The organism is Bacillus sp. F19 (genome assembly GCA_023823795.1).
In the GTDB taxonomy this organism is placed as follows: domain Bacteria; phylum Bacillota; class Bacilli; order Bacillales; family Bacillaceae; genus Bacillus_P.
In genome coordinates this window covers 2,686,480-2,710,995 of the sequence record CP085710.1, presented here as the reverse complement: position 1 = coordinate 2,710,995, position 24,516 = coordinate 2,686,480, and the positions used below count along the sequence as shown (strand labels likewise).

The following is a 24,516-nucleotide window of genomic DNA, read 5'->3' as shown; positions in this document are numbered from 1 at the left end:
ATTAAACATGTATCCAAGTTTAAAAGGGAAAGTTGTTGCTGTAACAGGGGCTTCTTCTGGTCTAGGAAAAGCCATTGCTCAGCGCTTTGCTGAAGAAGGGGCAAAGGTAGTCGTCAATTATTTAACAGAGGATGACAAACCGGATCTGGTCATTGATGAAATAAAAGCAAATGGCGGAGAGGCTTCAAAAATACAGGGAGATGTTTCACAAGAGCACGATGTAAAAGGGATCGTTCAGTTTGCTGTTAAAACCTACGGGACGCTTGATGTGATGGTGAACAACGCAGGTATTCAGGCTGAAATCCCGACCGAGGAGCTTTCACTTGATAACTGGAATAAAGTCATTCAGACCAATTTAACCGGTGCATTTTTGGGAAGCAGAGAAGCGATAAAACATATGCTCGACAATAATATTAAAGGTACTGTTATTAACATGTCGTCTGTTCATCAGCAGATTCCCTGGCCTCACTTCGCCCATTATGCTGCAAGCAAAGGCGGAATCAAGCTGCTGACTGAAACGCTTGCACTCGAGTACGCTTCTTCAGGAATTCGCGTAAATAATATCGCACCGGGAGCCATTGATACTTCCAATCAATGCAGAGAAGTTTGCAGATCCTGAAGCAAAAAAAGATGTCATTGACCTTATCCCGATGGGGTATATCGGAAAGCCTGAAGAGATTGCTGCATGCGTAGCGTGGCTTGCATCATCAGAGGCAAGCTATGTAACGGGAATTACCCTGTATGCAGATGGCGGAATGACGAAATATCCAAGCTTTCAGGCCGGTAAAGGCTAAAAGCGAAAACCAGCAGCCGCAATGGACCTGCGGGTTTTCTGTGCTTTTTTCATTCCAGGTATTTTATCCTTTCCAAAAGTAAGAAATGTTTATAATTTATATATGTAAGAACGCCTTAGGGGGAAGACTGAACTTGATAATAAAACCTCCATTTTAGAGAATATAAACGTTTACGCGCTGCTGAACAGCATTGGAGAAGGGCTCATATTTTGTGATAATGATTTTCATATAATCTGGTTTAATAATAAGGCAAGACAGATATTAGAAAAGGTTGGACTGTACGTTGGAATGGAAGGTCCTGAAGGATTTATGGGATATATGAACGAGAGCAGAAAATCCTCACCAGCGAACCTTTTCCGCATAGTGCGCAGATCAAACTATTTAACCGCTTCACTGCTCAAATCGCCGTTGATCGATTAAAGAATCATCTTAATGAGGATACTGGGTTTGTTTTAACATGGCGAGACGTGACGTGACGGAATATGAAAATGTGATTGAAGAAAGAAAAACATTCTTTTTTTGCATAAATCCTTCATTTCAGCAAAAAATAATGGCAATGAAATGAATGGAGGAATTAAGTTATGCAAAAAGGAAAGCTGTTAACTGGAGCGGGCATTGTCCTTTCCCTCATGATAAGTGCAGGATGCGGAATGGATAACAATGCCCGTGAAAACGATAATATCAATAACAATGAGCTGAAAAATGTCACGTATGATGAACAAACAAATGAGCAAAACCAAATGGATGTAGCGGATGATGCCGCAAAAAAGGTGGCTGATTTAGAGGAAATAAAATATGCAAACGTCATCGTAACAAACAATAATGCGTATGCAGCCGTGGTGCTGGAAGGAGATCCTAAAGGGAAGCTTTCAAATGAAGTCAAGGACAAGGTAGCAGATCAAGTCAGATCAACGGACAGGGATCTTAACAATGTATACGTCTCTGAAAACCCGGACTTTTTTGACCGTATGAAAGATTATGGAGATAAAATCCGCGGCGGAGAGCCGGTTGCCGGACTTGCAGATGAATTTAGCGAAATGATAAAGCGTGTTTTTCCTCAAGCGAAATAGTCAGAAGCAAACAAATACAGAGTAAGGCGATGAAATCTGGATTGGTATGTTTTACCTCGCAGATCGAAAAGTCATTGATTCCCTCGTTGCCGCGTCTAATCGCGGTGCAGAAATCAAAATGATTCTTGATCCGAATCAAAATGCTTTCGGTCAGGAGAAAATCGGTCTTCCAAATCGGCCGGTCGAAGAAGAACTCCAGTCATGAAGGAAGTAGAAGGTTATTTTATCAAACTATGGAAAAATGACGGTGCTGATTACACCTTGGATTTCGAAAAGTACAGAGATGACATGCCATTTATTAAGCGTGCGATCTATGCCGTTCAGAAATTTTTCAGATTTCCAGCCTTTTAACTCCGGCAAAAAAGCCGGAGTTTTTTATTTTATTTGCAAAGGAATTTCTAAAGCTGAAAGCTAATTATATAGCAGAGGTGAAATCAGATGAAACTGACAGAATACACAGATAGAAGTCGATTTATTGAATTAGCGGAACCTTTTCTATTGAAAAAAGAAGCAGAAAATAACCTTATGCTAGGACTTATAGGAGCTTTCAAACGGACGATTCCTGCTTCAGATGTATATACCGCTGCGGTGGTTAAAGACGGAGAGCTAGCACTAACGATGCTGATGACACCTCCGCATAATCTGATCCTGTCTTTTAATGAGGATGGAATGACTGAGACAATTCTACTTGAAACAGTCCGCGCACTAGTTAAGAAAGGTTTACATATACCTGGTGTGGTAGGAGAACGGAAATGGACAGAGGCATTCGCGAAAATATGGTCGATCGAAACAGAGGACAGAGCTGAAATTGTAATGGAACAAAAGATTTATCGTCTTCATGAAGTGACTAGGCAAAAACGCAGTGACGGCAAATTTGTTTTGGCAGAACTAGCCCATCTTCCCCTCCTAACAGAATGGATGGTGGATTTTATGAATTATACAAACGAGCCTCCAATTACAGCACTGCAGGCGGCAGGAAGAATGAAGCAGTTTATTTCAGAGAAATCAGTCTTCCTTTGGATGGCCGAAGGCAAACCTGTATCAATGGCAAAGAAATCAAGGACCACGAAAAATGGAATTTGCGTTTCGCTCGTCTATACTCCAGATGAATTAAGGGGTAATGGGTACGCAAGCAGCTGCGTTGCTGTGCTTAGCGAGCACTTGTTAAAAGATTTTTCCTTTTGCACGCTCTATACTGACCTCTCTAATCCAACATCAAACAGCATTTATCAAAAAATAGGGTATCAGCCGATTCAAGATTCGATCATGATTAGTTTTTCTTCGTAAAACAGGCGCTTTCTTTAGGAAAGCGTTTTTTATTTGCCTTGTTATGAGAAAGCCAGCCATTCAATTTGGGATTCATCGGGATGCGGGGTGATATCCATCAATACTCCGATAAGGAAACATAAGCACGGTAAGCAGTTTTCAAGTGTATTTAATAGTTTCTTTACTGCATTTGATAATCTTTATGCTTTACCTACAAAACAGGAGCTTTCTTCGATAGCGGACCAATCCAATATGAAAATGAAAGACTTAAAACCCATCATTCGTGAAGGAGGCTGGTATTTTTGTACTTTCGTTAAGAAGAAGTGAAGCCTTCATTAGAACGCTTTGTTAAGAAATAAAGATATGGAGGTTAAATTTGTATCATTTACCAATTGTGATTATATTAGGGAAGAATATCATCCTTTAACTGTTTAGAAACATCATATGGCAACAATAAAAAAATCTTTAAAAGCAGGCAAAAAGCTTATCAATCAAGCATTCCGCTGCAGCACATGGGGACTGCTGAAGACATTGCGAGGACAGTCGCTTACCTTGCTTCTGAAGATTCTGATTACATACAGGCCAATCTATTTCAGTAAAGGGCGGAATACATTTGGCATTTAAAAAATAGACCGCTTATATAAGCTGGTCTATTTTTTCTTTTATTTGTAAAAAGAAGCGCTCTGTTTCGGAGTTAGTAAAAAATTTCGCCTGGGCCTGCTTTTCGCTGCCTCCGCCTTTTCCATCGAAGTCAGCAAGATTGGTTTTAAATAAGGTGCCAGCATGAACAGTGCCTTTCTGTGAGAAAAGAACATAATTTTCGCTGATTGATGCCAGAAGAGCATATTTTTTTCCGTTTTCTAGTAAACGGGAGGCAATCAATTGCAGCTCTTTTGTAGTTTTCTTTTCAAACAGCCCATGACCCAACAAACCATTTTGTTCAAGTTCCATTTTTTCTGCAGTAAAAGCTGCATTTTCTGCTCTCAGCTGCTCTGCTTCTTTTTGAATCAGCTTTGTTTCCTGATCCAATGCCTTTAATCTTGCCGAAATTTCATTCGCGGACGTTTGGAAAAACTGTCCTGCAAATTGAACGGTTTCTTGCATGTTTTGATAATCCGATAGAGCACGGAAACCGCATTTAAAATGAAGACGGATCATACCTTTCTGTTTTTCGGTCTTAATAAGCTTAAGCATTCCGATTTCACCCGTGCGCTCAACATGGGTGCCGCAGCAGGCAGACGTATCAATTCCTTCTATTTGAACAATCCGGATCTTTTCTTTAACATCAGGCAGTTTTCTCAGCGGTAAATCACGCAATTTATTTTCTTCAGCGAAAAACGTATGTATTTTTCTATTTTCAAAGATATATTGATTGCTTTTCCTCTCTATGAGCTTCATTTGCTCAGAGGTTAATTGAGGCGTCCTTAAATCAATTGTTACCGTGTCAGCTCCTAAGTGGAAGCTTTCTGTTTGATAATCAAATAATTCAAGGCAGACAGCAGATAAGAGGTGCTGACCTGAATGATGCTGCATATGATCGATTCTCCGTTTGCTGTTTACTTTACAAGTGACTTCTTTTTCAGATGGAAAGCGAGAGACGATATGATAGATTTCTTCTCCGTCTTCTAGCAGGCCTTCAATTGAAATAGATTCAATCCAGCCATGATCAGCAGGCTGTCCGCCGCCTTCGGGATAAAAAGCGGTTTCCTTTAATTTTAACAGCTTTAACCCGTTGCGTTCTTCTGTGCCCGTAACCGCTGTTTTCCACTCAAAAGTTTTAGGGGAGGTATAAAATAATTTCTCATTCATTTAAAGCATCCTTTCCAAATCTTCTCTTATTTATTGTATCAAACTCTGTCTTTTCTCATAAGAGAGAGGCAGTATGTAAAGATTTATGAAATATACTATTGCGAACGAATATTTGTTTCTAGTTGTCTAGTTATGTGTTACCCTTAAACTATAATGCCATTTACCGTATATTCTCTCTTGACAGCTGTTTTTAGGCAGATGAGAAGATGAAAACGATTGGTTGGTGATTTCTATGAATCCCGTTAAAGAGTTGAGTCAATTGTTTATCGATGGCGAACACAGTCTTTCATGGAACTACTTAAACAGTATGATTGAAGAAGATACCACCAGTACTCAAGTGTATGGATTTCTATCAGATACCATGGACAATGTAGGAGAATTGTGGGAAATGAACCGTGCGACTGTGGCGGATGAACATGTAGCAGCGGCTGTCTGCAAATCTATGATCGCCAGTTATTACTATTTAAAAGTGGAACAATTACATAAAGAACCTAATATACAATCGCAAGCAACAATGAAACCGCGTGTTATGCTGCTTTCTATGAGAAACGAAGAACATACGATAGGAATGATGATGACTTCTTTCTTATTTAAAGAATATGGCTGGGAAGCAAGCTGTATTGAGTCAAATGTTTCAATGGATCATATTTGTCAGTATGCAGAGAAATGGAAGCCGGATGTGATTGCTTTCTCCACTAGTGTCATCTGCAACATCCCGACTGTTTTTTACTATATGGATGAATTGCAAAAACTGAATTATTCTCCGACGATTATGCTCGCAGGGAAACTGACAAACGATTTTGATCTCGATTATTACTGCCCGCCCAACACCGTGGTGATTCAAAATATTGATCAGCTCGGCAGCTGGATTGAAAAATCTAACTCAAGGAATGATCGCCATGGAAATGCAATTAATCGCAAGTAAATATGACAAAATACCATTTCCTTATTTTCTGGTCGATCGAAAGCTTAAGATCGTATCAGTTTCAAAATGCACGTTTAATATCTTTGATGAGGAAAGCCATTTCCTCGATATAGTAGGAATTGGAAGCAAGAAAAAAGCAGCTAAGTTCATTTTGGACACGCCGTCCATTACAAAAATTGAACTGAATTTAAAAACGAAATCAAATCCGATGACATTATTTGATGTCTATATTCAATATGAGGGCAAAAACTTTATTCATATCTTTTGCATTGATAAAGAAGAAAGTGCTGATCAAATCTACCAGGCTGTTAAAACGCTTGAAGATGATTTGCTTTATGCTAACCTTAATTTGCTTGAAAAGCAGGAGCAGCTCGAGAAATCGCTCCAGCAGATGAAGGAGATTGCCATAAAGCAGGACAGCCTGGCAACGGTTGGACAATTTGCCGCAAGCATTGCACATGAAATCAGTAATCCGCTTACAAGCGTAAAGGGTTTTCTGCAGCTGCTAAAGCCTCACTTAATCGAAATCGGAAAAGGCCATTATGCTGATGTTGCATTAGAAGAATTAAATCGTGCAAACGATATCATCTATGAGTTTTTAGATAACTCCAAAGAGCAGAACAAAGACAGACAGCCCATTTTGCTTCGAAACCTGATAAATGACATTATTCTGATTTGTAAAAGTGAAGCTATACTATCAAATTGTGAGCTGACTTACACGGTTAATGACCCTGACTTAATGGTTACGGTTGATGTCAAGCAAATGAAACAAGTGCTCCTGAATATTGTTAAAAATGCTATGGAAGCCATTCAAATCAGTCATCAAAAAGATAATGGAATGATTGCAATTACAACCAGAATAGAAGACCGCCATGTTGTTATTCAGATTACAGACAATGGAATAGGAATGGGAAAGGAGACGGTAGATTCTCTCTTTAAACCATTCTTCACAACCAAGGAACAAGGAACAGGCATAGGTCTTGCTGTTTGTTTTGACATCGTTAAGTCGAATAATGGCAGAATTGAAGTTGCAAGTGAAGAAGGTCTAGGGTCAGCCTTCAGCATTTCAATGCCTATTCATATATAGTGCTAAAGCCGGATTGAATCATTCATCCGGCTTTTTTGTACGACTTAATTAGTATTAATTATTGCATAAATACTACTAAAAAAGAAGCTGAAAATGATAAGTATCCTGAAAAACATCAAACGATTGAATAGTAGATAATGAATCAAACTGCTTTGATACACGAATGAGAATACGATTTCAAAGACATATTTTATGAAGTTTCGATTCCAATTGAAAAAAGAAAAATGACATAAATATTTTTTGTTTGAAAAGCGTATACTATATAAAAAAAGGAGTTATGCTCATGTACTTTGCGAAAAAGGGTGCTGAAGAACCCGTTACAATTATTGAAGACACAACAGTATACGCTTGTGAATCGGAAGCTTGTAATGGCTGGATGAGAAAAGATTTTTCAACGGAAGATCTGTCCTGCCCGATGTGCGGAAGTCAGATGACAGAAGAAGTGCGTGAGCTGCCGCAGATAAAAATGGACTATAATCCTTTCAGTAAATAGAACAAAGGCTGCCGATTTAGCCGGCAGCCTTGAGTCTTTTTCTGGATGTGATCTATAGAGAAAGGATAAAGATAAGTTCAAACGCATTAGCAGCAGCGGAGCTTGGTATTGGTAAAGATACGGCACTGCCAATCAGCATAATCGGTTTTTTCGTTTTTCTCCAAAATACTAGAGCTCCAATTAAAGCTCCTGATGCCGAGAGTAATGAGAACCAAAATAATTCCCGGGACTGTTGCCTTTCTCGTTATTAAAAAGAATCCAAAACCAAATAATATAAAGTATAAGAGTATAAAGATCAGATATAAAATTAAGTCCATGATTGGCACCTCCTGAAACGAGCTTAATTCATGGGGGCGGTTATCCTCAAATAGGAATATCTATTGACAAATGCAGTAAAAACATATAAAATAATCAAGCAGTATTGCATTTTTAATTCACTACTTATAAAGAGTCATCACGAAATGGGTACTTTTTATAATTGGTGAATTTTTTTCTTCCAGTTAACGTTTATGATTTTTCTAAAACTGTTTCAAGCTATTCATTAATCAGAACCTGAGAGGAGAGTCATGAATGTATAGAAAAAAACCAGAAGATATCGTAACAGAGGAAACGAAGGTATGGATTTGCACGTCTGAGGACTGCAAAGGATGGGTTCGCGATAACTTTAAAAGCAGTGAAAGCGAAACACCTGTATGTCCGCTCTGCAAAAGCGAAATGAAAGCAAGTACTAAAGTGCTTGAGGTTATAAATAATCATAAAAAGTATTAAAAAAACTCTATTTTAGAGTTTTTTTTATTTATACAAAATTCGATTTCAGCTAGAGGTATAGCTAATTTATGTCCGCGCATGTAAAATTGGAGTACAGTTATTTTTCAGGAGGGATATTATTTTGTTAGAACAAGCGAAACAGCATTTGCAGCACTATTTTGGTTATTCATCATTCCGTCCGGGACAGGAAGAAATTATCAGCAGCGTTTTGAATGGAAATCATTCAGCAGGCATTATGCCGACTGGAGGCGGAAAGTCCATATGTTATCAAATCCCCGCACTCTTATTTTCTGGCATTACCCTCGTCATTTCTCCCCTTATTTCACTCATGAAAGATCAGGTGGACTCTCTTGATCAGGCAGGAATCCCTGCAACCTTCCTCAATAGCACACTCTCCCATACAGAAACAAGTGCCAGGCTATTAGATTTAGAAGCAGGAAATTATCGAATTTTATATGTTGCGCCTGAAAGATTAGAATCATCTTTGTTTTTAGAGCAGCTGCAAAGAATGAATGTTTCTATGGTTGCAGTCGATGAAGCCCACTGTATTTCACAATGGGGTCATGATTTCCGGCCGAGCTATTTAAGAATAAAAGAATTAAAAACGGAGCTTAAATCAAATCCCGTTTTTCTAGCATTGACAGCTACAGCGACTCCAATTGTTAAAGAAGATATATGCACCTCTCTTGGAATACAAGAGCAATATACCACAGTAACAGGATTTGAGAGGGGGAATTTATCATTCAATGTAAGCAAAGGTGAAAACAGATACGACTTTATTGAAAGATACATAGCAAAAAATGGCACCGAATCAGGAATTATTTACGCTGCTACGAGGAAAGAAGCAGATCATATATATGAACGTCTTATTAAAAAAGGAATTCAAGCAGGCAGATACCACGGGGGAATGAGTGATGTTCAGCGCGGGCTGCAGCAGGACCTTTTCTTAAGGGATGATATTCTTGTAATGGTAGCGACCAACGCATTCGGCATGGGAATCGATAAATCCAATGTCAGGTATGTCATACACTATCAGCTTCCTAAAAATATGGAAAGCTATTACCAGGAAGCGGGGAGAGCTGGAAGAGATGGATTAGACAGTGAATGTTTTTTGCTGTATTCCCCGCAGGATATTCAAATTCAGCGTTATTTAATTGAACAGTCAACATTTCATAAAGAAAGACAGCAGGCAGAGCTTGTTAAGCTGCATCAAATGCGCGATTATTGCCATACGGAAGGGTGTCTCCAATCATTTATTTTGAATTACTTTGGGGACAGTGAAGCTGAACCGTGCGGAAAATGCAGCAATTGCCGGGACGAACGCACGCATGAGGATGTAACAAAAGAAGCGCAAATGGTTCTTTCCTGCATGATCAGAATGGGGCAAAGATTCGGTAAAACCATGATCAGTCAGGTACTGACGGGTTCATCCAACAAAAAGGTGTTGGATTTTAAATTTAATGAGCTTTCAACATACGGCATTTTAAAGCATCGTACAGTTAAAGAAGTCAGTGAATTTATTGATTATTTGACTTCAGAACAATATATTTCGATTACTGGCGGGCAATTTCCCGTTCTGGTAGTCGAAGAGAAGGGACTAGAGGTTCTGAAGGGCAATTTAGAAGTGCACAGAAAGGAAAAAATGCGAATTGTTGAAGCTGCAGCGAACGACGGGCTGTTCATGCAGCTTAAAGAGCTGAGAAAACAGCTTGCAACAGAGGAAAATGTTCCGCCATTCGTTATTTTCTCAGATAAATCTTTAAAGGATATGAGTGCCAAAATGCCGAAGTCGCTGGATGAATTTCTTGCAGTTCAGGGGGTTGGAGAAGCGAAACAGCATAAGTATGGTGAAATCTTCATTGAGAAAATAACCGCATATGTAAACGAGAACCCTAATATAGAGCAGCCAGCTCAAACGTTGATTCCTGTTAAAAAAGAGCGAAAAGAATCATCTTATCTGGACTCCCTGCACTTATACAAAGAAGGTCTGAGTGTAGAAGAAATTGCTGAAAAAAGAGATTTGTCGGTGATAACAATTGAAAATCACTTGCTGCGCTGTGCCAAAGAAGGACTTGACATAGATTTTGATGCCTGGATCCCAGCCAAGTATGAAAGGCAAATCGAAGAGGCGATCCGGACACATGGCTATGGCCTGCTGAAGCCGCTGAAAGAATGCCTTCCTGATGAGGTGACCTATTTTATGATTAAAGCGGCCATTGTAAAAAGAGAACTGGTTCACTAACAGGGAAGAACGGTATAGATAAATAAGAAGACCAGCTGATTCAAGCTGGTCTATATTTATAGGGCAAAACTATTTTACGAACTCTTTAATTGCCGGATCCTTTTTAGTCTGCCTGCGCTAACCGGGCGGTTCCGCTTTTCATTGTCCAGCTCCACCTCCTAGCCCCTCGGCCAGAACAAATTCCCTCAGGAAAGTCAAACCCGGACTTTTCGGGTGAATTCTTATCTGTCTGCCCGAGTCTGAACAGTCGGTTCCGCTTTTCTAGTTATTCATAACTTTTCTCCAGCTCATCAACAAGCGTGCCGACATATGCGACGGCTTTTCTGATGGCTTCAGGATTTGTCATATCCACGCCTGCATCTTTTAATAGATCTACTGGTTTTTTGGTTCCTCCAGCTTTTAACACCTCGATCCATCGGTCTACTGCAGGTTTTCCTTCTTCATCTATCAATTGTGAAACCAAAGTTGAAGCTGTCAGTCCAGCTGAGTACGTGTAAGGGTAGAGACCCATATAATAATGAGGCTGTCTCATCCAAGTTAATGAGGCACCCTCATCAAATGTTACCGCGTCACCCCAAAAAGAGGAGAGCACATTCCCTTTAAGATCACAAAGCATCTTAGCTGTAATCGGGATGCCTTTTTCGGCTGCTTCATAGACGCGGCGCTGGAATTCTCCTTCAAGTAAATGTGTAACAAAGTTATGATAATACGTTCCGAGAAGCTGAAGAATGACCCAGCGTCTCATTTGTTTATCCTGCGTATTCTTAAGTAAATGCCTGCCAAGCAGCATTTCGTTTAATGTTGAAGGGGCCTCTACGAAATATGTAGAAGGTCTTGTATTCATAATGCGCTGATTTTTGTTTGCCAAATAGAAATGTCCGGCATGGCCAAGTTCATGTGCAAGTACAAAAGCACCTCTCATCGTATCCTGCCACGTGATCAGAATATATGGATGCACACCGTAAGGGCTTGAACAGAATGCACCTGTTGATTTCCCTACATTATCCGCCAGATCAACCCAGCGGTCCGTTAATGCTTTTTTCATAATTTGTGTATATTCAGGGCCCATTACTTCAAGTGCTTCTAAGATCACACGGCAAGCTTCAGTATAGGTCGTTTTAGGATTAAACTCTGTATCAAGCGGTGCCTTTAAATCACAAAAATGCAATTCTTCAAGCTGCAGGACCCTTTTTTTCAAGGAGGCAAACCTTCGCATATGGGGCGCTAGTTCCTTTTGAATAATATCAAGCTGATTATGATACATCTCCTTTGTCACATGCTGGGGCTTCAGCAGCATGTCTGTTACTGAATCATACTTTCTAAAGCGTGAAACCGTGATCTGTTTTTTCACCTCAGTAGCGTAAGTGGCTGCAAAAGTGTTTTTATATTTTTTCAGTGTTATTACAAAAGAATCGAATGCTTTTCTTCTTACAAATGTATTCGGTGTAAATTCATAGCGGTCTTCATAAAGAGCGAATGAATTCGGCAGAACATTTCCATTTTCATCCTCAATTGGGTCAAAATCCATATCAGCAGATTTACTTGTTTGATAGATTCGGTAAGGTGAACCGTGGACATCTCCCAATGCTGCCAATACTTCTTCTGTTTCTTCTGACAGCTGATGAACTCTCGACTGAAGCAATTCTTTTAATTTTATGCTGAATGCCGCTAATCCGCTTTGTTCCTTTATGTATGCATCAATGGTTCCCTCAGGAAGAGACAATAGTTCAGATTCTATAAAAGATAAATCTGCATTTGCTTTTGAATGAACGGCGGCAAACCGTGAGTAATTTCCTTGATGCTCGGGATTTGTTCCGTCTGCAGATTGCTGCAGGCTGATGTATGTTCCGGCTCTCACTATTTTTTTAAATAATTTCTCTTCAGCTTGAAGGCATTCCAATAGAGAGTTTGCACCGTCACCGAGCCTCCCTCTATATTTTCTGATTTGTGCGGCGTCCCGTTCTATGGTCGTTAATTCTGACTCCCAATCCTGATGTGTTTCAAACAAATCTTCTAAATTCCATGTCAGTTCTGCTGGCACTTCACTGCGATATAAACGTTTTTCAATCGTTTTTTCCAATGGACATTCCCTCCAAACGAATATTGATCTTTCGTGTTCCCAAGTAATTATACATCTTCTAAGAAAATATGAACAGATTATTCCAAATTATTAAAAATCTTATAAGGTGTTAAATTAATAGGTTTCATTTTATTAAGAAGGTGGGTATGTAGGGAGTATGACATTAACTAAACAGGAGGATTAATACAATGACAATCTATAATACAAACCAAAACAATACACTGGGATCAGAACCAGCACCAACAGAAATTTCGAAGACTGAGATAAGCATTGCAAAAAAAGGCAAAGATAAAAATAACAGCAAGCTGGTAAAGGGAATATTAGCAGGTGCAGTTGTAGGGGGACTAGTCACCCTATTTGACCGTAAAACCCGAAATCAAGTGAAAGACTCAGCTGTTAATTTGAAGGATTCATCTCTTGATGTTTTTACACAAGTAAAAGAAAATCCAGGTGAAGTCAAAAATCAAATGGTATCACAATTTAAAAGTGCAGCAGATTCATTAAAAGATGCAATCAATGAGGCAAAAAAACTCTATGACCGTTTAAATGAAGATGTTATGGATAACGTCAATGACGCCGTTCAAATTTCAAATGATACACTTTCTACAGCTAAAGACGCACAAAAAGATCTGGCATCAATCGGTTCAAAGGTAAAAGAAGCTGGCAGTGAGTTAACTGGAAGATCTGAAACAAATCGTTCTGCATCTAAAAAAGCACCAGAAATACCAACAACACATACTTCCATTCCAGGAAGTGATGTTGGAAAATTTTAACAGCAGGAAGAGCGGACAACTGTCTGCTCTTTTTTTGTGTTTTTTAAAATCAGCAATCTGCCATTTAAAGAGTTTGATTTATAAAACAGAAAAATCGGAAATTTGTGATAGAATAAGAGATATTTCATTGAAAGCAGGGATTAGCATGTATTTACCATCATTTCATCTGAAAAACAAACTAGCCGTTATTACAGGAGCAGGACGGGGAATTGGAAGAGCATTAGCCATTGGATATGCAGAAGCAGGAGCGGATGTTGTACTGCTTTCCAGAACAGAAGGTGATCTTCTTGAGGTTGCAGACAAAATTAAAGCAATGGGGCAAAAAGCTTTTCCGATTGTCACCGATGTTACAGATAAAAACAGTATAAATCAGGCATTTGAGCAAATAAAAGAGATCAATCCAGCTATAGATATTTTAATCAATAATGCCGGAATGAATATCCGGTCTAAAGCGTTTGATGTAACAGAGGAAGAATGGGAAACGATTATGAATACAAACTTGAAATCTGCTTTTTTTATGTCACAGAAAGCGGGAGAGCTGATGAAACAGCAGGGAAATGGCGGCAGAATCATTAATATTTCTTCCGTTGCAGGACATACCGCATTGCGTACAGGCGTCGTCTATGCCCAGACAAAAGCGGCGATGATTCAAATGACAAAAGTACTGGCCTTTGAATGGGGGCAGCATAATATTGCCGTTAACTCTATTGGTCCCTGGTATTTTGAAACACCTCTTACCGAAAAAATATTGAGCGACGAAAAATACGTATCTGACATTTTAGCTGTCACCCCGTTAAAAAGAGTTGGCCAGCTGCCAGAGCTTGTCGGACCAGCTGTATTTTTGGGATCTGATGCTGCAAGCTACATTACTGGCCAAACATTATTTGTTGATGGCGGCATGACTATACAAGGGTTTTAGAAAGGAGGCAGAAACATTGGATACATATGCAGTTATTTTCACTTCACAGCGAACAGATAAGGATGATGCCGGTTATGAAAAAATGGCTGCAGCAATGGAAGAAGCCGCTAAAAAACAGCCTGGCTTTCTTCACATGGAGAGTGTTAGAGGGCCCGAAGGATTCGGAATCACCATTTCCTATTGGCATTCTCTTGATGCCATAAAAGAATGGAAGCAGCACACCCAGCATTTGAGAGCGCAGAAAGCTGGAAAAGAAAAATGGTACTCTGAATATAAAGTGGAAATTTGTAAAATCGAGAAAGCATACTTCCTTGAAAAAGAGTAATTATTAAAATCATAGTAAGCAGAAAATGCCGAAAAACACATGAATACATAGGATGATGACTTTATTTTAGAACCTTTGTCGACTTGCAGGAATCCTCTTATGCCCGCCTCGAATGATATAGCAACAAAAAATTAGAAAAGGCGGGGTTTTAAATGGGGAAAACATTAAATATTTCAAAGGTTGCTTCATTGCTTGGGGAATCTTCTTATATTTTAAAAATGTGGGAACTGGAATTCTCAGCATATCTGGAAATCGAGAGGGATCATAAGAATGCACGTGTGTATTCGCTGGAAAATATTGAAGTGCTTCGTAAAATTAAGCACTTAAAAGACAGTCAGCTTGACCACGAAACGATTATCCAAATGCTGAACATGAACGGGAAATCTGAGGCTGCTGCAGCAAAGGCGGATACTGATATTGAACTTTCAGCAAAGAAAAATATAAAGATTGCGCTTGAGGAAATCTTTAATTTAATCGAAGAAAAAGGGAAACAGGATATTTCTATTTTGGAGCTGAAAATGGATCAGCTGGAGCTGACGCTGATTGATGAAATGAAGAGAACGGTCAAGCAGGAGCTTGATGTGCATTCCAAAACTCAGCTGAGTGCAGCAAAAGGTCAATTCTCGGCGCTTCATAATAAGATAAATGAACAATCTAAAGTTCAGCTGAGTGCTGCAAAGGGTCAATTCTCAGCCCTTCATAATAAGATAAATGAACAATCTTACGCTCAGCTGAGTGCTTCTGAAGGACAATTCTCCGCGCTTCATGATAAGCTTGATGTGATCCATGAAACGTCAAGCAATGAAAGGGATATGTATCAAGAAGAAATCAGATACGAACGGGAGCTCGCAAAAAAACATATTGAAATTCGCGAGCAAAAGTTTCTTGCGTTTGTTCAGCAGCATCAAAAATCGAGAGATGAACGCAAATATGGCCTTTCTATGCTGAAGCAGTTAATGGGATTTGCTAAATAACTTACCGGAGGCCATTTAATGAACTCAAAATTGATTAACCATTTTCTATCACACCGAGCTGTAACACTGGAATTAATAGCAAAAATGCAGCATGATAACCCTGAATTTAAACCTGCTGAAACATCCATGACGACAGAAAAACTGATTACTCATATGCTGACTTCGATGTACAAATTTACAGCTGTAGTGAAAGCAGGAAATGCACAGCCGCTCATGCAGGAAGCAGAAATAACGGAAACGAACCTGCTGAAACTTGCAGAGCTCTATACGGAAAAAACGGTGCAGATCCTTGAATCTTTAACAGAGGAAGATTTAAATCAAGTCATTGATTTAACAGGTGTATTCGGTTTCAAAGTTCCCGGGTCCGCACTAATTAAAATGGGAATTGAGCATGAAGTAAATCATAAAGGAAATCTATTTGTTTATGCTCGTATACTAGGACATACAGAACTGCCGATGTATGTTAAGAAAATTTGATTAAAAAAGCATTCGATGTCTCTGAACATCGAATGCTTTTTAATGAAATAATTAAATGTTAATCACACCTTTTAACGGGACCCTATCAAATTAGCATTTATTTAATGTACTCATTATTTCAAATAACTCTTTTTTGGATTTAGGATAATTTTTTTGTGAAAGAATTTTTGTTTCAGCAAGGGTTTCAAAAATCTCCATTACCCAAGGCTTTTCTAAATGACTTTGTTGGATAGCTTCTGCATTTTGAAATACTTCTGCAGGAGAACCATGCGCAATAATCTTTCCGTTATTTAAAATAATGACTTCATCAGCCCATTCATAAGCAAGATCAACATTATGGGTAGATAGTAAAATCGTACGGTTTTCATTATTCAAGTTTTTCAATAACTCCATAATTTTCATAGAATAATAGGGATCAAGTCCTGCAGTTGGCTCATCCAATATCATTAACTCTGGATTCATTGCAATAATTCCTGCAATTGCAACTCTTTTCTTTTGGCCGATACTTAAAAAATGGGGTGGTTTATCTTTCAAAGATTCCGTTTCTGTTAAAATCATCGCCTCGTGAACTGTTTTTTCTAGCTCTTCAGGAGACATTCCTAAATTCTTAGGGCCAAATTTGATATCTTCATAAACACTTGATGAAAAAAGCTGAGTCTCAGGATTTTGAAAGACAATTCCTACCTGTTTGCGAATTTGCCGGATCTCATTACGTGTATATGTTAGTTTTTTCCATTTGAATTTAATGTTACCGTCCGTTGGTTTTAAAATACCATTTAGAAGTAAGAACAATGTTGATTTTCCAGCTCCATTATTGCCTATTAAGGCAATCTTCTTCCCATGCTCAATGGATAATGAAATATCTTTTAACGCAATAGTACCATCTGCATATTTATAAGTAACATTTTCAAATGAAAGGATTGGTGATCTCACTGCTGATGCCCCTTTTAAATTTTCATTCAATCTTCTTTGTTAAAATGACTATTGCAAAAAGTGCTGCCATGGAAAGAATAATTCCTGCGCAATGGAAGCGATTATACTTCAAATTCAATTCCACTTCATACAAACCCTCATCTCCGCCGCGACTGTCTATTGCTATTTGCAATTCTCTGGCAGAATGTATCGATTTAATAAAAAGACCAACGATAAGTTGTGCGATAGAAGATATCCAAACTCTATAATTCTGATAACCCAGTCTACTAGATTGTGCAAGATAGATTTCATGCATCTTATCCAAAAGTACAAAGATAAAGCGATAAGTCAATCCCACTAATTCAATAATAAGTGTTGGAAGGTTTCCTTTTTGTAGTACCCAAATCAACTGGTGTAGAGTTGTAGTCAGAATCAGGAAGTACAAACAGCTCACGCTTGCTAAGACAGTTGCAGCGAGGTGGTAGGCCTGATTTATACTATATGGGGTAACATATAGTTGCCATGATCCTATTTGAATACTCCACATTGCATTTAAGATTTCGCCTTTCGCAGGAGCAATTGAAACGATAATGGCAACTATGCTGGAAAGCAGAAAAAAAGACGGTAACAGAAGAAGCTTTACATAAGAATAAAATGGTATTTTTGCACCTAAAACAATGCTTGCACTCATCAAAATAAATGTTAGAAAAGCAATACATATATTCTTAGTAATGATCGTAAATAGTAAATAAGAAAAAGCAAACCCGACCTTCTCAATTGGATGAACATCTTTTAATGCATTAGTATAAGTATAATCATCGATTTTCAACATAGGATCCCTTGTTTCTGCTCATTATTTAGAGGAATATTTTTTCCTGGCACGACCAAATCCGATTACATAACCAATGACAATCGCTCCAGCCGCAGCCTGTAATGAAAATAGTAAACTTTCGATTTCGCCGCTTGGCGGCTCCCAAATGGAACTGAACCAAGGCTCATAAGCGGGCGCAATTTCCTCAATAACCTCTTCTGCTTGACCGTCAGCGCCGCCAAATTCAGCATCTTTTTGAAGAAATAAAGGGATAATTGCCAACACAATAACGAATAAAAACAAAATGAAATTTTTCATAATTACTTAACCCCCTTAACAGCAGGCAGTTGATTTAATTCAGGCATATTATATTTTTGAAGTAAATTCATAACAATAACCGTTAATAATCCTTCACTAATTGCTAACGGAATTTGAGTAAAGGCAAAGATGGCTGCAAATTTTGAAAAAGATGCTGCAAATCCGCCGGCTTCAGCTGGAAATGCTAGCGCTAATTGAACTGAAGTAACTAAGTATGTACCTAAATCTCCTAGCATAGCTGCCAAAAAAACAGAAACTGCAAACGATAATTTCATTTTTCGGCTGATCTTAAAGATTGCATATGCTAACAATGGACCTGCGACTGCCATTGAAAAAGCATTTGCACCTAATGTTGTCAAACCGCCGTGCGCTAATAACAATGATTGAAATAATAGAACGATCGTACCCAAAACACTCATTGCTGTAGGTCCAAACAATATGGCTCCTAAACCTGCTCCAGTTGGGTGAGAGCAGCTGCCTGTTACCGAGGGAATCTTTAAGGCAGATAATACAAACGCAAAAGCGCCAGACAAGCCAAGCATTGTTTTCATTTCAGGGTTTTCTTTAAGCTTCTTCCGTATAGAACGCAAGCCGACAAGTATGAAGGGAAGCGTTGCAGCCCACCAAAATATCGCCCAGCCAAAAGGCAAAAAACCTTCCATGATATGCATAGCATAAGCTTCTTCGTACGAATTCAGCCAAAAATAGCTTGATAAACACAGAAGCATGATAAGTGAAACCGGCCATGATTTTGTTGTCATCCTAACATCCCCCTTATAATTAGTTGTGGCCAAAATAAAAAAGCATTTAAACCCACTAGAGTTTAAATGCTTAAAAGACGATTGTCTGGCCTTCATACAGACACATAAATATCCCCTTCGCACACACCTCCCTATTTCCCGTAGGTCACATTATGTTCTTTATACAGGCAGGTCTCCTGACTCATCTTCATTGCTTCCTGCGTCTTCCCGCTTTTAATATAAAAAGCAGTGACATTATGCAGGTCGCTCAGATTTACAGTGGCGGGAACCGTGTCGGACTTACACCGAGCTTCCCTATTAAGCTATACACACTCTCACATGCATAGCACCTGTTAAGATTGATTAATTTGTCTTTACCTTACTACAAGGTTTTGCAGTTGTCTATTTATTTTTCTATGTTTTAGCGTGAACAAAAAGGTTTTTTGTGACATTTCAGGGGATATGAACGGTGTAACTAACAGCAGCGGGATTGGCTTATTTTTATGTCTTTTAGTGCTTTCGTTTTATCCGCAAAGAGAACTGAGCGGATGTTTTTTTGTGAAAAAAACAGTTTAAATTCAATATGTGATGTAAAAGCAGTTTGCTAATTTCTGCATTCTTGTTTAATATATATTTCGAAATAGACAAATTTACGAAAAAATAATAACATTAAGAATAATAATTAAATAAATTAAAGATAGGTTCAAAAATCTTACCAAGATTTTGATTAAAAGGGAAGTACGGTGAAAAGCCGTCGCGGTACCCGCCACTGTAATGGGGAGCTATATTGCAAATGTCACTGATATTATTCGGGAAGACGCAATAAAGCAATGAACCTTAGTCAGGAGACCTGCCTATCTTTTACGCATACCTACGGGCTTATAGGTAGATGTGTAGTAGAAAATGCTATGTTCTTTTGCTATGTATTTTTTGTGCACCTCTATCTATATAGGGGTGCATTTTTAATTTTTTGAAAAATAATAGACTGGAAGTGCTAAAATGACAACTTGGAATTTGAGGGAAACGAAACATCATGTATTGATTTGCAATGGCAGCAGCTGTATGAGGAAAGGAGGCGAGGAGGTAACGCAGGCGATTAGGGAGGAAGTCGCAAATATGAACCTTGATGCCGCCATACATACGACAAGAACACGCTGTAACGGAAGATGCAAGGATGCTTGTGTTGTCATTGTGTATCCTGAAGGAACATGGTACAAGGCGATTACTCCGGAACTAGGCAGTGAAATCGTACAGAAACATTTGGCAGGGGAAGAAATATTAGAAGAAGCCGTTATTTACAAATATGATCAACAAGGTTTTGCTGCTCCTGAAAAAACAGAGTGTGTAATCGGAATATCTAAACCAATAAAATAAGGCAGTTAACTCGTCATCTTTCAGTTTACTAATTTAGCAGCATGAATTTGATGGGGATTTGGAATAGATAGGAGATCATGTATGCCTTGGGAGATCACACCATTATGCGGATTTATTGACTGTTTCGACTTATGTTGAATGTCGGATTCCTCAAACAACTTTACATACACTGAAACTTACGGTTAGTTTCACACTTATTATTTTTGATTTTTCATCAGCAAGAGAGTTTATGAATAAGGAATTAGAGCATGATGAAATCACTAATTCCATGTATTACAAATCTCACTGGTATTGCAGACGGTTGGAATGCCATTTATTTCTGCATATTATCTCGGAAACGTTTAGGTTAGGGTTCGTTATTTTAATGTTGGCTGATAGTTTGAAAGGAGGAGTATACATGCGAGGGAAGTTACTTGTAATTGGGTTTGGACCTGGAAGTTTTGAACATATGACAAACAGAGCACAGGAAGCCATACAAGAGAGCGACTATATCATTGGTTATAAAACATATGTTGAGTTAATAGAAAATCTCTTAACCGATCAAGAAATTATTAGTACAGGAATGTCCGAGGAAGTAAGTCGTGCTCAAGCAGCTGTTCGTCTTGCTGAAGAAGGAAACATAGTTGCTGTCATTTCCAGTGGTGATGCAGGTGTTTATGGGATGGCAGGCCTGGTCTATGAGGTATTGATTGAAAAAGGCTGGAAAGAAGAAACAGGTGTAAGTGTTGAGGTTATCCCTGGTATATCAGCCATTAATTCCTGTGCTTCTCTCCTAGGGGCACCAATCATGCATGATGCATGTACGATTAGTTTAAGTGATCATTTAACTCCATGGGATCTAATTGAAAAAAGAATTGAAGCGGCAGCACAAGCTGATTTTGTTGTAGCTCTGTATAACCCAAAGAGTGGACGCCGCACAAGACAAATTCAAGAGGCACAAAGGATATTATTACACTATCGATCACCCGATACACCTGTTGGGCTAGTGAAGAGTGCATATCGTGATAGCGAAAAGATTGTGATAACCGATCTTGCACATATGCTTGATTACGATATCGGAATGCTGACGACTGTAGTCATTGGGAATTCGTCTACGTTTTTATACGATAATAAAATGATTACTCCAAGGGGGTATCAAAGGAAGTATACATTAAATACAAATGAACAAAAATTAAAGCCGCATGAACGCTTGAGACATGAAAATGAACCATGGGCACTCCATAAAGGAAAGAATGAAGCTGATCATAGTATTGAAGTAAATTCTAAACGTGATATTCATACCTCCTTACAATTAGCTCTAGAAGCTCTTAGTAAAGTAGAAGATGTACCTAAAAGTATTCAAGAAAACAAGACTGTTAATAATCCAGTAGTATCAATCTTTGAATTAGCCGTAAGTCCAGGAATCGCAAATAAGAAGTTTACACCAGACCAAATGATAACTCTCGCTGAGGTAGTCGGTGATGAGGGGACAATGGAATACACGCCTCACCATCAAATATATTTAAAGATTCCAACTGCGAGTCCTGAGATCATTACTCAAAAATTAAGAGGTGTAGGTTTCCTATTAGAACCTATTGGTGATGTTTTTCAGCTGAAAGCTTGTGATTTCTGCGAAGGTGAGAAAAAGGATTCGATTCCTCATGCTGAAGAGTTACACCAAAAGCTAAGTGGACTCGAATTGCCTAAAGAGCTGAAGCTTGGCTTCAATGGTTGCGGTATGGCGTGCTTTGGTGCAGTAAACGAAGACATTGGAATTGTTTTTAGAAAAGGAAAGTTTGATTTGTTTTTGGGAGCGAAAACGGTAGGGAGAACAGCTCATGCCGGACAGCCTGTGGCGGAAGGAATTGAGCCGGATAAAATAGTGAAGGTTATTGAAAATATTATATACGAATATAAAGAGAAAGGTCATCCAAATGAAAGATTTTTTAAGTACTTTAAACGTGTTGGAAATATTCAAGGCTATACCTATAAGGACATGACACCGAAGGTAGAAATCGAACCAGCTCCATGTGGAGACTAATTTAAAGGGTAGGGGAGAAATATATGAAAGCTGTTTTACTAGTTGGACACGGAAGCCGGGATTCAGAAGGAAATGAGCAGGTAAGAAAAACAATAGAAGATTTAAAACCGCAACTCGACCGGGAGCTTTTAATTGAAACGTGCTTCTTAGAGTTTGAAACACCTACAATTGAACAAGGCATCCAAACGTGTGTTGAAAAAGGGGCAACAAGTGTTTTTATTATTCCAATGATGTTATTAGCAGCTGGACATTCAAAGATTCATATACCAGCAGCCATTGATGAAGCAAAAGTAAAATATCCAGAGGTTCACTTTACATACGGAAGACCTTTCGGAATTCACGAGGAAACGGTAGAAATTTGTAAAGATCGTTTAGAAGAAGTTGACGGGAACATAACCGAACCTGAACAAAACACGGCTGTAATTTTGCTGGGTCGAGGCGGCAGCGATCCAGATGCGAATAGTGATTTATATAAAATTGCTCGCTTATTATGGGAAAAATTAAATTATAGGTTAGTAGAACCAGCATTTATGGGTGTAACGGATCCATTAATTAAAGAAGGGGTAGAGCGCTGCATTAAATTAGGTGCGAAAAAGATCATTATATTACCATACTTTTTATTCACAGGTATTTTAATTAAACGTCTTGAAAATATGATGGAAGAATTCGGAAACGAGCATCGGAGTATTGAATTCAAGCTAGCCGGTTATTTCGGGTTTCACTCAAGATTAAAAACAATTATCAAAGACCGAATTGAGGAATCATTGCAAGGTGATGTGAAAATGAATTGTGATACATGCCTTTACCGTATTGAAGCAATGGAGCATATTGATCATCACCATCATCACGATCATGACCATGATCATCACCACCATCATGAGGCCCAAAAACTATGATTCTATTTTTAGCTGGAACGAGTGATGCAAGATCGTTAGCCATCATGATAAAAGAGGCCGGATATAAACTGCTAACGACTGTTGTTACTGAAAATGCCGGAAAGGAAATGAGGAAGGCTGGACTAGATGTGTATGTTGGCCGGCTGACAAGTGAGGATTTTGTGAGAGTTATAAGAGAACAAGGATTTAATGCGGTTGTCGATGCTAGCCACCCATTTGCGGAAGAAGCAAGTAAAAATGCTCTTTTAGGAGCGAAAGAAGCTGAAATTCCATACATCCGCTATGAACGAGAGTCACAATCATATGAAAATAACGGAATAACGATGGTCGAAAGCTACGTGGAAGCAGCAGAAAGAGCGGCTGAAAAAAAAGGCGTCATTATGCTGACTACAGGAAGCAAGACCTTGCAGACATTTACTCAGAAACTCCTTAATCAGCCTGACACTCGTGTAATTGCCCGGATGCTGCCAAGAAAAGATAATATGGAGAAATGTGAGAAGTTAGGCTTTCCGCAAAAAGACATTGTTGCCATACAAGGTCCTTTTACAAAGGAGTTTAACCTTGCGCTTTACAAGCAATATGGCGTTACAACAATGATTACAAAGGAAAGCGGGAAAGCGGGGTCTGTTGATGAAAAATTAGAAGCTGCAATCGAACTTGGCATTGAAACGATCATGATAAAGAGACCAAAGATTGATTATGGAAATGCTTATTCAGATTTTTCGGATATCCTGGCACATATAAATGAAATTCTAAATAACCAAAAATAAATGGATGAATTGGAGGAATTTATGATGGATTTTCGTACAGAATTTAAGCCTTTAACTGTACAGCCTCAAGAAATTGAGGGATTGAGTTTTAACATGATAGATTCAGAGTTTGGTGAACATGCTTTTACAGAACAGCAATACAAGATTGTTCAGCGGGTTGTTCATGCTTCTGCTGATTTCGAATTGGGACATAGTATGCTTTTTCATGACGACGCCATTCAAGCAGGGATAAAGGCCATTCGAAATGGGGAACAGGTTTATGCGGATGTTCAAATGATTCTAAGTGGAGTCAGTAAAGGGAGAATTGAAAAACATGGCGGCAGCGTGAATGTTTATATTTCCGATCCAGATGTAATGGAAGAAGCAAAACGTTTAAATACGACCCGGGCAATCATTTCAGTTAGAAAAGCCATTAAGCAATTTGATGGCGGGATTTTCGCAATCGGGAATGCTCCAACAGCGTTATTGGAATTAATTCGACTCATTAAAGAAGGGGAAGCAAAACCAAGTTTAGTCATCGGGCTTCCAGTAGGATTTGTTTCAGCTCCGGAATCAAAAGAAGAGTTAGCAAAATTAGATGTACCTTTTATTACAAATGCAGGCAGAAAAGGCGGTAGTACGATTACGGTTGCGGCACTGAATGCAATCTCACTTCTAGCTGAAAAGGAATAAA

At 38.8% G+C, this 24,516-nt stretch carries 27 protein-coding genes, 1 pseudogene and 2 riboswitches; of the genes and pseudogenes, 21 read left to right on the top strand and 7 right to left on the bottom strand.

The window, feature by feature from the left end; genetic code table 11:
- Positions 1–7: 7 nt before the first annotated feature.
- From LIT25_13825 to LIT25_13800, 6 genes and pseudogenes are all read left to right on the top strand, one after another.
- Positions 8–794 (top strand): annotated as a pseudogene (locus LIT25_13825) (glucose-1-dehydrogenase).
- Positions 795–1,375: 581 nt separating this feature from the next.
- Positions 1,376–1,864 carry a YhcN/YlaJ family sporulation lipoprotein gene (locus LIT25_13820; protein USK31749.1) on the top strand — a complete coding sequence of 163 codons (489 nt, stop codon included), beginning with the start codon at positions 1,376–1,378 and terminating at the stop codon, positions 1,862–1,864.
- Positions 1,865–1,898: 34 nt separating this feature from the next.
- The gene (locus tag LIT25_13815) at positions 1,899–2,069 is read left to right on the top strand and encodes a hypothetical protein (protein USK36280.1); all 171 of its coding nucleotides are present in this window, start codon (positions 1,899–1,901) and stop codon (positions 2,067–2,069) included.
- A complete protein-coding gene (locus LIT25_13810; protein USK31748.1) occupies positions 2,066–2,215 on the top strand; it encodes a hypothetical protein in 150 nt (49 codons plus the stop codon). Before LIT25_13815 ends, LIT25_13810 begins: the two co-directional genes overlap by 4 nt.
- 87 nt (positions 2,216–2,302) lie before the next feature.
- On the top strand, positions 2,303–3,151 hold the full coding sequence (locus LIT25_13805; GenBank protein ID USK31747.1) for a GNAT family N-acetyltransferase: 849 nt from the start codon (positions 2,303–2,305) through the stop codon (positions 3,149–3,151).
- Positions 3,152–3,543: 392 nt separating this feature from the next.
- The gene (locus LIT25_13800) at positions 3,544–3,729 is read left to right on the top strand and encodes an SDR family oxidoreductase (protein ID USK36279.1); all 186 of its coding nucleotides are present in this window, start codon (positions 3,544–3,546) and stop codon (positions 3,727–3,729) included.
- 37 nt (positions 3,730–3,766) lie between these two features.
- Here LIT25_13800 and LIT25_13795 read toward each other — a convergent pair whose 3' ends face one another.
- The gene (locus LIT25_13795; protein ID USK31746.1) at positions 3,767–4,939 is read right to left on the bottom strand and encodes a DHHA1 domain-containing protein; all 1,173 of its coding nucleotides are present in this window, start codon (positions 4,937–4,939) and stop codon (positions 3,767–3,769) included.
- Between the two features lie 232 nt (positions 4,940–5,171).
- Here LIT25_13795 and LIT25_13790 point away from each other — a divergent pair, with 232 nt between their 5' ends.
- The 3 genes from LIT25_13790 to LIT25_13780 all read left to right on the top strand — a co-directional run bounded on the left by LIT25_13790 (position 5,172) and on the right by LIT25_13780 (position 7,444).
- Positions 5,172–5,864 carry a cobalamin-dependent protein gene (locus LIT25_13790; GenBank protein USK31745.1) on the top strand — a complete coding sequence of 231 codons (693 nt, stop codon included), beginning with the start codon at positions 5,172–5,174 and terminating at the stop codon, positions 5,862–5,864.
- Positions 5,839–6,951, top strand: a complete 1,113-nt coding sequence (locus LIT25_13785; GenBank protein ID USK31744.1) for a GHKL domain-containing protein — start codon at positions 5,839–5,841, stop codon at positions 6,949–6,951. Before LIT25_13790 ends, LIT25_13785 begins: the two co-directional genes overlap by 26 nt.
- Before the next feature lie 283 nt (positions 6,952–7,234).
- Positions 7,235–7,444 carry a cold-shock protein gene (locus LIT25_13780; protein USK31743.1) on the top strand — a complete coding sequence of 70 codons (210 nt, stop codon included), beginning with the start codon at positions 7,235–7,237 and terminating at the stop codon, positions 7,442–7,444.
- Positions 7,445–7,530: 86 nt separating this feature from the next.
- On the opposite strand, the gene LIT25_13775 is transcribed toward LIT25_13780, so the two are convergent.
- The gene (locus tag LIT25_13775) at positions 7,531–7,761 is read right to left on the bottom strand and encodes a hypothetical protein (protein USK31742.1); all 231 of its coding nucleotides are present in this window, start codon (positions 7,759–7,761) and stop codon (positions 7,531–7,533) included.
- A 253-nt stretch (positions 7,762–8,014) separates the two neighbouring features.
- Between LIT25_13775 and LIT25_13770 the strand changes: the two genes are divergently transcribed.
- Positions 8,015–8,212, top strand: coding sequence for a cold-shock protein (locus LIT25_13770; protein USK31741.1), 198 nt, complete (start codon positions 8,015–8,017; stop codon positions 8,210–8,212).
- Positions 8,213–8,330: 118 nt separating this feature from the next.
- Positions 8,331–10,454, top strand: coding sequence for a DNA helicase RecQ (gene recQ / locus LIT25_13765; protein ID USK36278.1), 2,124 nt, complete (start codon positions 8,331–8,333; stop codon positions 10,452–10,454).
- A gap of 265 nt (positions 10,455–10,719) precedes the next feature.
- On the opposite strand, the gene pepF is transcribed toward recQ, so the two are convergent.
- Positions 10,720–12,534, bottom strand: a complete 1,815-nt coding sequence (gene pepF, locus LIT25_13760) for an oligoendopeptidase F (protein USK31740.1) — start codon at positions 12,532–12,534, stop codon at positions 10,720–10,722.
- 188 nt (positions 12,535–12,722) lie between these two features.
- On the opposite strand from pepF, the gene LIT25_13755 reads away from it, so the two are divergent.
- From LIT25_13755 to LIT25_13735, 5 genes are all read left to right on the top strand, one after another.
- Positions 12,723–13,307: a YtxH domain-containing protein gene (locus LIT25_13755; protein ID USK31739.1), complete on the top strand. Its 585-nt coding sequence runs from the start codon at positions 12,723–12,725 to the stop codon at positions 13,305–13,307.
- A gap of 145 nt (positions 13,308–13,452) precedes the next feature.
- On the top strand, positions 13,453–14,226 hold the full coding sequence (locus LIT25_13750; protein ID USK31738.1) for a glucose 1-dehydrogenase: 774 nt from the start codon (positions 13,453–13,455) through the stop codon (positions 14,224–14,226).
- Positions 14,227–14,242: 16 nt separating this feature from the next.
- Positions 14,243–14,551 carry an antibiotic biosynthesis monooxygenase gene (locus LIT25_13745; protein ID USK31737.1) on the top strand — a complete coding sequence of 103 codons (309 nt, stop codon included), beginning with the start codon at positions 14,243–14,245 and terminating at the stop codon, positions 14,549–14,551.
- A gap of 152 nt (positions 14,552–14,703) precedes the next feature.
- Positions 14,704–15,525, top strand: a complete 822-nt coding sequence (locus tag LIT25_13740; protein ID USK31736.1) for a helix-turn-helix domain-containing protein — start codon at positions 14,704–14,706, stop codon at positions 15,523–15,525.
- An 18-nt stretch (positions 15,526–15,543) separates the two neighbouring features.
- Positions 15,544–16,002, top strand: a complete 459-nt coding sequence (locus LIT25_13735; GenBank protein USK31735.1) for a DinB family protein — start codon at positions 15,544–15,546, stop codon at positions 16,000–16,002.
- 90 nt (positions 16,003–16,092) lie between these two features.
- On the opposite strand, the gene LIT25_13730 is transcribed toward LIT25_13735, so the two are convergent.
- Genes LIT25_13730 through LIT25_13715 form a run of 4 tightly spaced genes read right to left on the bottom strand, consistent with a single transcriptional unit; the run spans position 16,093 to position 18,771 of the window.
- Positions 16,093–16,935: an ATP-binding cassette domain-containing protein gene (locus LIT25_13730; GenBank protein USK31734.1), complete on the bottom strand. Its 843-nt coding sequence runs from the start codon at positions 16,933–16,935 to the stop codon at positions 16,093–16,095.
- A 22-nt stretch (positions 16,936–16,957) separates the two neighbouring features.
- Positions 16,958–17,743: a cobalt ECF transporter T component CbiQ gene (cbiQ, locus tag LIT25_13725; protein USK31733.1), complete on the bottom strand. Its 786-nt coding sequence runs from the start codon at positions 17,741–17,743 to the stop codon at positions 16,958–16,960.
- A 24-nt stretch (positions 17,744–17,767) separates the two neighbouring features.
- On the bottom strand, positions 17,768–18,043 hold the full coding sequence (locus tag LIT25_13720) for an energy-coupling factor ABC transporter substrate-binding protein (GenBank protein ID USK31732.1): 276 nt from the start codon (positions 18,041–18,043) through the stop codon (positions 17,768–17,770).
- A gap of 2 nt (positions 18,044–18,045) precedes the next feature.
- Complete coding sequence (locus LIT25_13715; protein ID USK36277.1) at positions 18,046–18,771, bottom strand: energy-coupling factor ABC transporter permease; 726 nt, start codon at positions 18,769–18,771, stop codon at positions 18,046–18,048.
- 181 nt (positions 18,772–18,952) lie between these two features.
- Positions 18,953–19,152, bottom strand: a riboswitch (cobalamin riboswitch).
- A 313-nt stretch (positions 19,153–19,465) separates the two neighbouring features.
- A riboswitch (cobalamin riboswitch) is annotated at positions 19,466–19,656 on the top strand.
- Between the two features lie 126 nt (positions 19,657–19,782).
- Between LIT25_13715 and LIT25_13710 the strand changes: the two genes are divergently transcribed.
- The 5 genes from LIT25_13710 to LIT25_13690 all read left to right on the top strand — a co-directional run bounded on the left by LIT25_13710 (position 19,783) and on the right by LIT25_13690 (position 24,515).
- A complete protein-coding gene (locus LIT25_13710) occupies positions 19,783–20,157 on the top strand; it encodes a (2Fe-2S) ferredoxin domain-containing protein (GenBank protein USK31731.1) in 375 nt (124 codons plus the stop codon).
- Between the two features lie 397 nt (positions 20,158–20,554).
- Positions 20,555–22,177, top strand: a complete 1,623-nt coding sequence (gene cobJ, locus LIT25_13705) for a precorrin-3B C(17)-methyltransferase (GenBank protein ID USK31730.1) — start codon at positions 20,555–20,557, stop codon at positions 22,175–22,177.
- Between the two features lie 23 nt (positions 22,178–22,200).
- Positions 22,201–23,073, top strand: coding sequence for a sirohydrochlorin chelatase (locus tag LIT25_13700; protein USK31729.1), 873 nt, complete (start codon positions 22,201–22,203; stop codon positions 23,071–23,073).
- Positions 23,070–23,843 carry a precorrin-6A reductase gene (gene cobK, locus LIT25_13695; GenBank protein USK31728.1) on the top strand — a complete coding sequence of 258 codons (774 nt, stop codon included), beginning with the start codon at positions 23,070–23,072 and terminating at the stop codon, positions 23,841–23,843. Before LIT25_13700 ends, cobK begins: the two co-directional genes overlap by 4 nt.
- Positions 23,844–23,867: 24 nt before the next feature.
- A complete protein-coding gene (locus LIT25_13690; GenBank protein ID USK31727.1) occupies positions 23,868–24,515 on the top strand; it encodes a precorrin-8X methylmutase in 648 nt (215 codons plus the stop codon).
- Position 24,516 lies beyond the last annotated feature (1 nt).

What these genes read in the sequence shown, in the direction of transcription:
- LIT25_13820 (USK31749.1), top strand. Translation starts at nt 1,376, where the DNA reads ATGCAAAAAGGAAAGCTGTTAACTGGAGCGGGCATTGTCCTTTCCCTC.
- LIT25_13810 (USK31748.1), top strand. Translation starts at nt 2,066, where the DNA reads ATGAAGGAAGTAGAAGGTTATTTTATCAAACTATGGAAAAATGACGGT.
- LIT25_13805 (USK31747.1), top strand. Translation starts at nt 2,303, where the DNA reads ATGAAACTGACAGAATACACAGATAGAAGTCGATTTATTGAATTAGCG.
- LIT25_13795 (USK31746.1), bottom strand. Translation starts at nt 4,939, where the DNA reads ATGAATGAGAAATTATTTTATACCTCCCCTAAAACTTTTGAGTGGAAA.
- LIT25_13790 (USK31745.1), top strand. Translation starts at nt 5,172, where the DNA reads ATGAATCCCGTTAAAGAGTTGAGTCAATTGTTTATCGATGGCGAACAC.
- LIT25_13785 (USK31744.1), top strand. Translation starts at nt 5,839, where the DNA reads ATGGAAATGCAATTAATCGCAAGTAAATATGACAAAATACCATTTCCT.
- LIT25_13780 (USK31743.1), top strand. Translation starts at nt 7,235, where the DNA reads ATGTACTTTGCGAAAAAGGGTGCTGAAGAACCCGTTACAATTATTGAA.
- LIT25_13775 (USK31742.1), bottom strand. Translation starts at nt 7,761, where the DNA reads ATGGACTTAATTTTATATCTGATCTTTATACTCTTATACTTTATATTA.
- LIT25_13770 (USK31741.1), top strand. Translation starts at nt 8,015, where the DNA reads ATGTATAGAAAAAAACCAGAAGATATCGTAACAGAGGAAACGAAGGTA.
- LIT25_13755 (USK31739.1), top strand. Translation starts at nt 12,723, where the DNA reads ATGACAATCTATAATACAAACCAAAACAATACACTGGGATCAGAACCA.
- LIT25_13750 (USK31738.1), top strand. Translation starts at nt 13,453, where the DNA reads ATGTATTTACCATCATTTCATCTGAAAAACAAACTAGCCGTTATTACA.
- LIT25_13740 (USK31736.1), top strand. Translation starts at nt 14,704, where the DNA reads ATGGGGAAAACATTAAATATTTCAAAGGTTGCTTCATTGCTTGGGGAA.
- LIT25_13735 (USK31735.1), top strand. Translation starts at nt 15,544, where the DNA reads ATGAACTCAAAATTGATTAACCATTTTCTATCACACCGAGCTGTAACA.
- LIT25_13720 (USK31732.1), bottom strand. Translation starts at nt 18,043, where the DNA reads ATGAAAAATTTCATTTTGTTTTTATTCGTTATTGTGTTGGCAATTATC.
- LIT25_13715 (USK36277.1), bottom strand. Translation starts at nt 18,771, where the DNA reads ATGCTTCTGTGTTTATCAAGCTATTTTTGGCTGAATTCGTACGAAGAA.
- LIT25_13710 (USK31731.1), top strand. Translation starts at nt 19,783, where the DNA reads ATGACAACTTGGAATTTGAGGGAAACGAAACATCATGTATTGATTTGC.
- cobJ (USK31730.1), top strand. Translation starts at nt 20,555, where the DNA reads ATGCGAGGGAAGTTACTTGTAATTGGGTTTGGACCTGGAAGTTTTGAA.
- LIT25_13700 (USK31729.1), top strand. Translation starts at nt 22,201, where the DNA reads ATGAAAGCTGTTTTACTAGTTGGACACGGAAGCCGGGATTCAGAAGGA.
- cobK (USK31728.1), top strand. Translation starts at nt 23,070, where the DNA reads ATGATTCTATTTTTAGCTGGAACGAGTGATGCAAGATCGTTAGCCATC.
- LIT25_13690 (USK31727.1), top strand. Translation starts at nt 23,868, where the DNA reads ATGGATTTTCGTACAGAATTTAAGCCTTTAACTGTACAGCCTCAAGAA.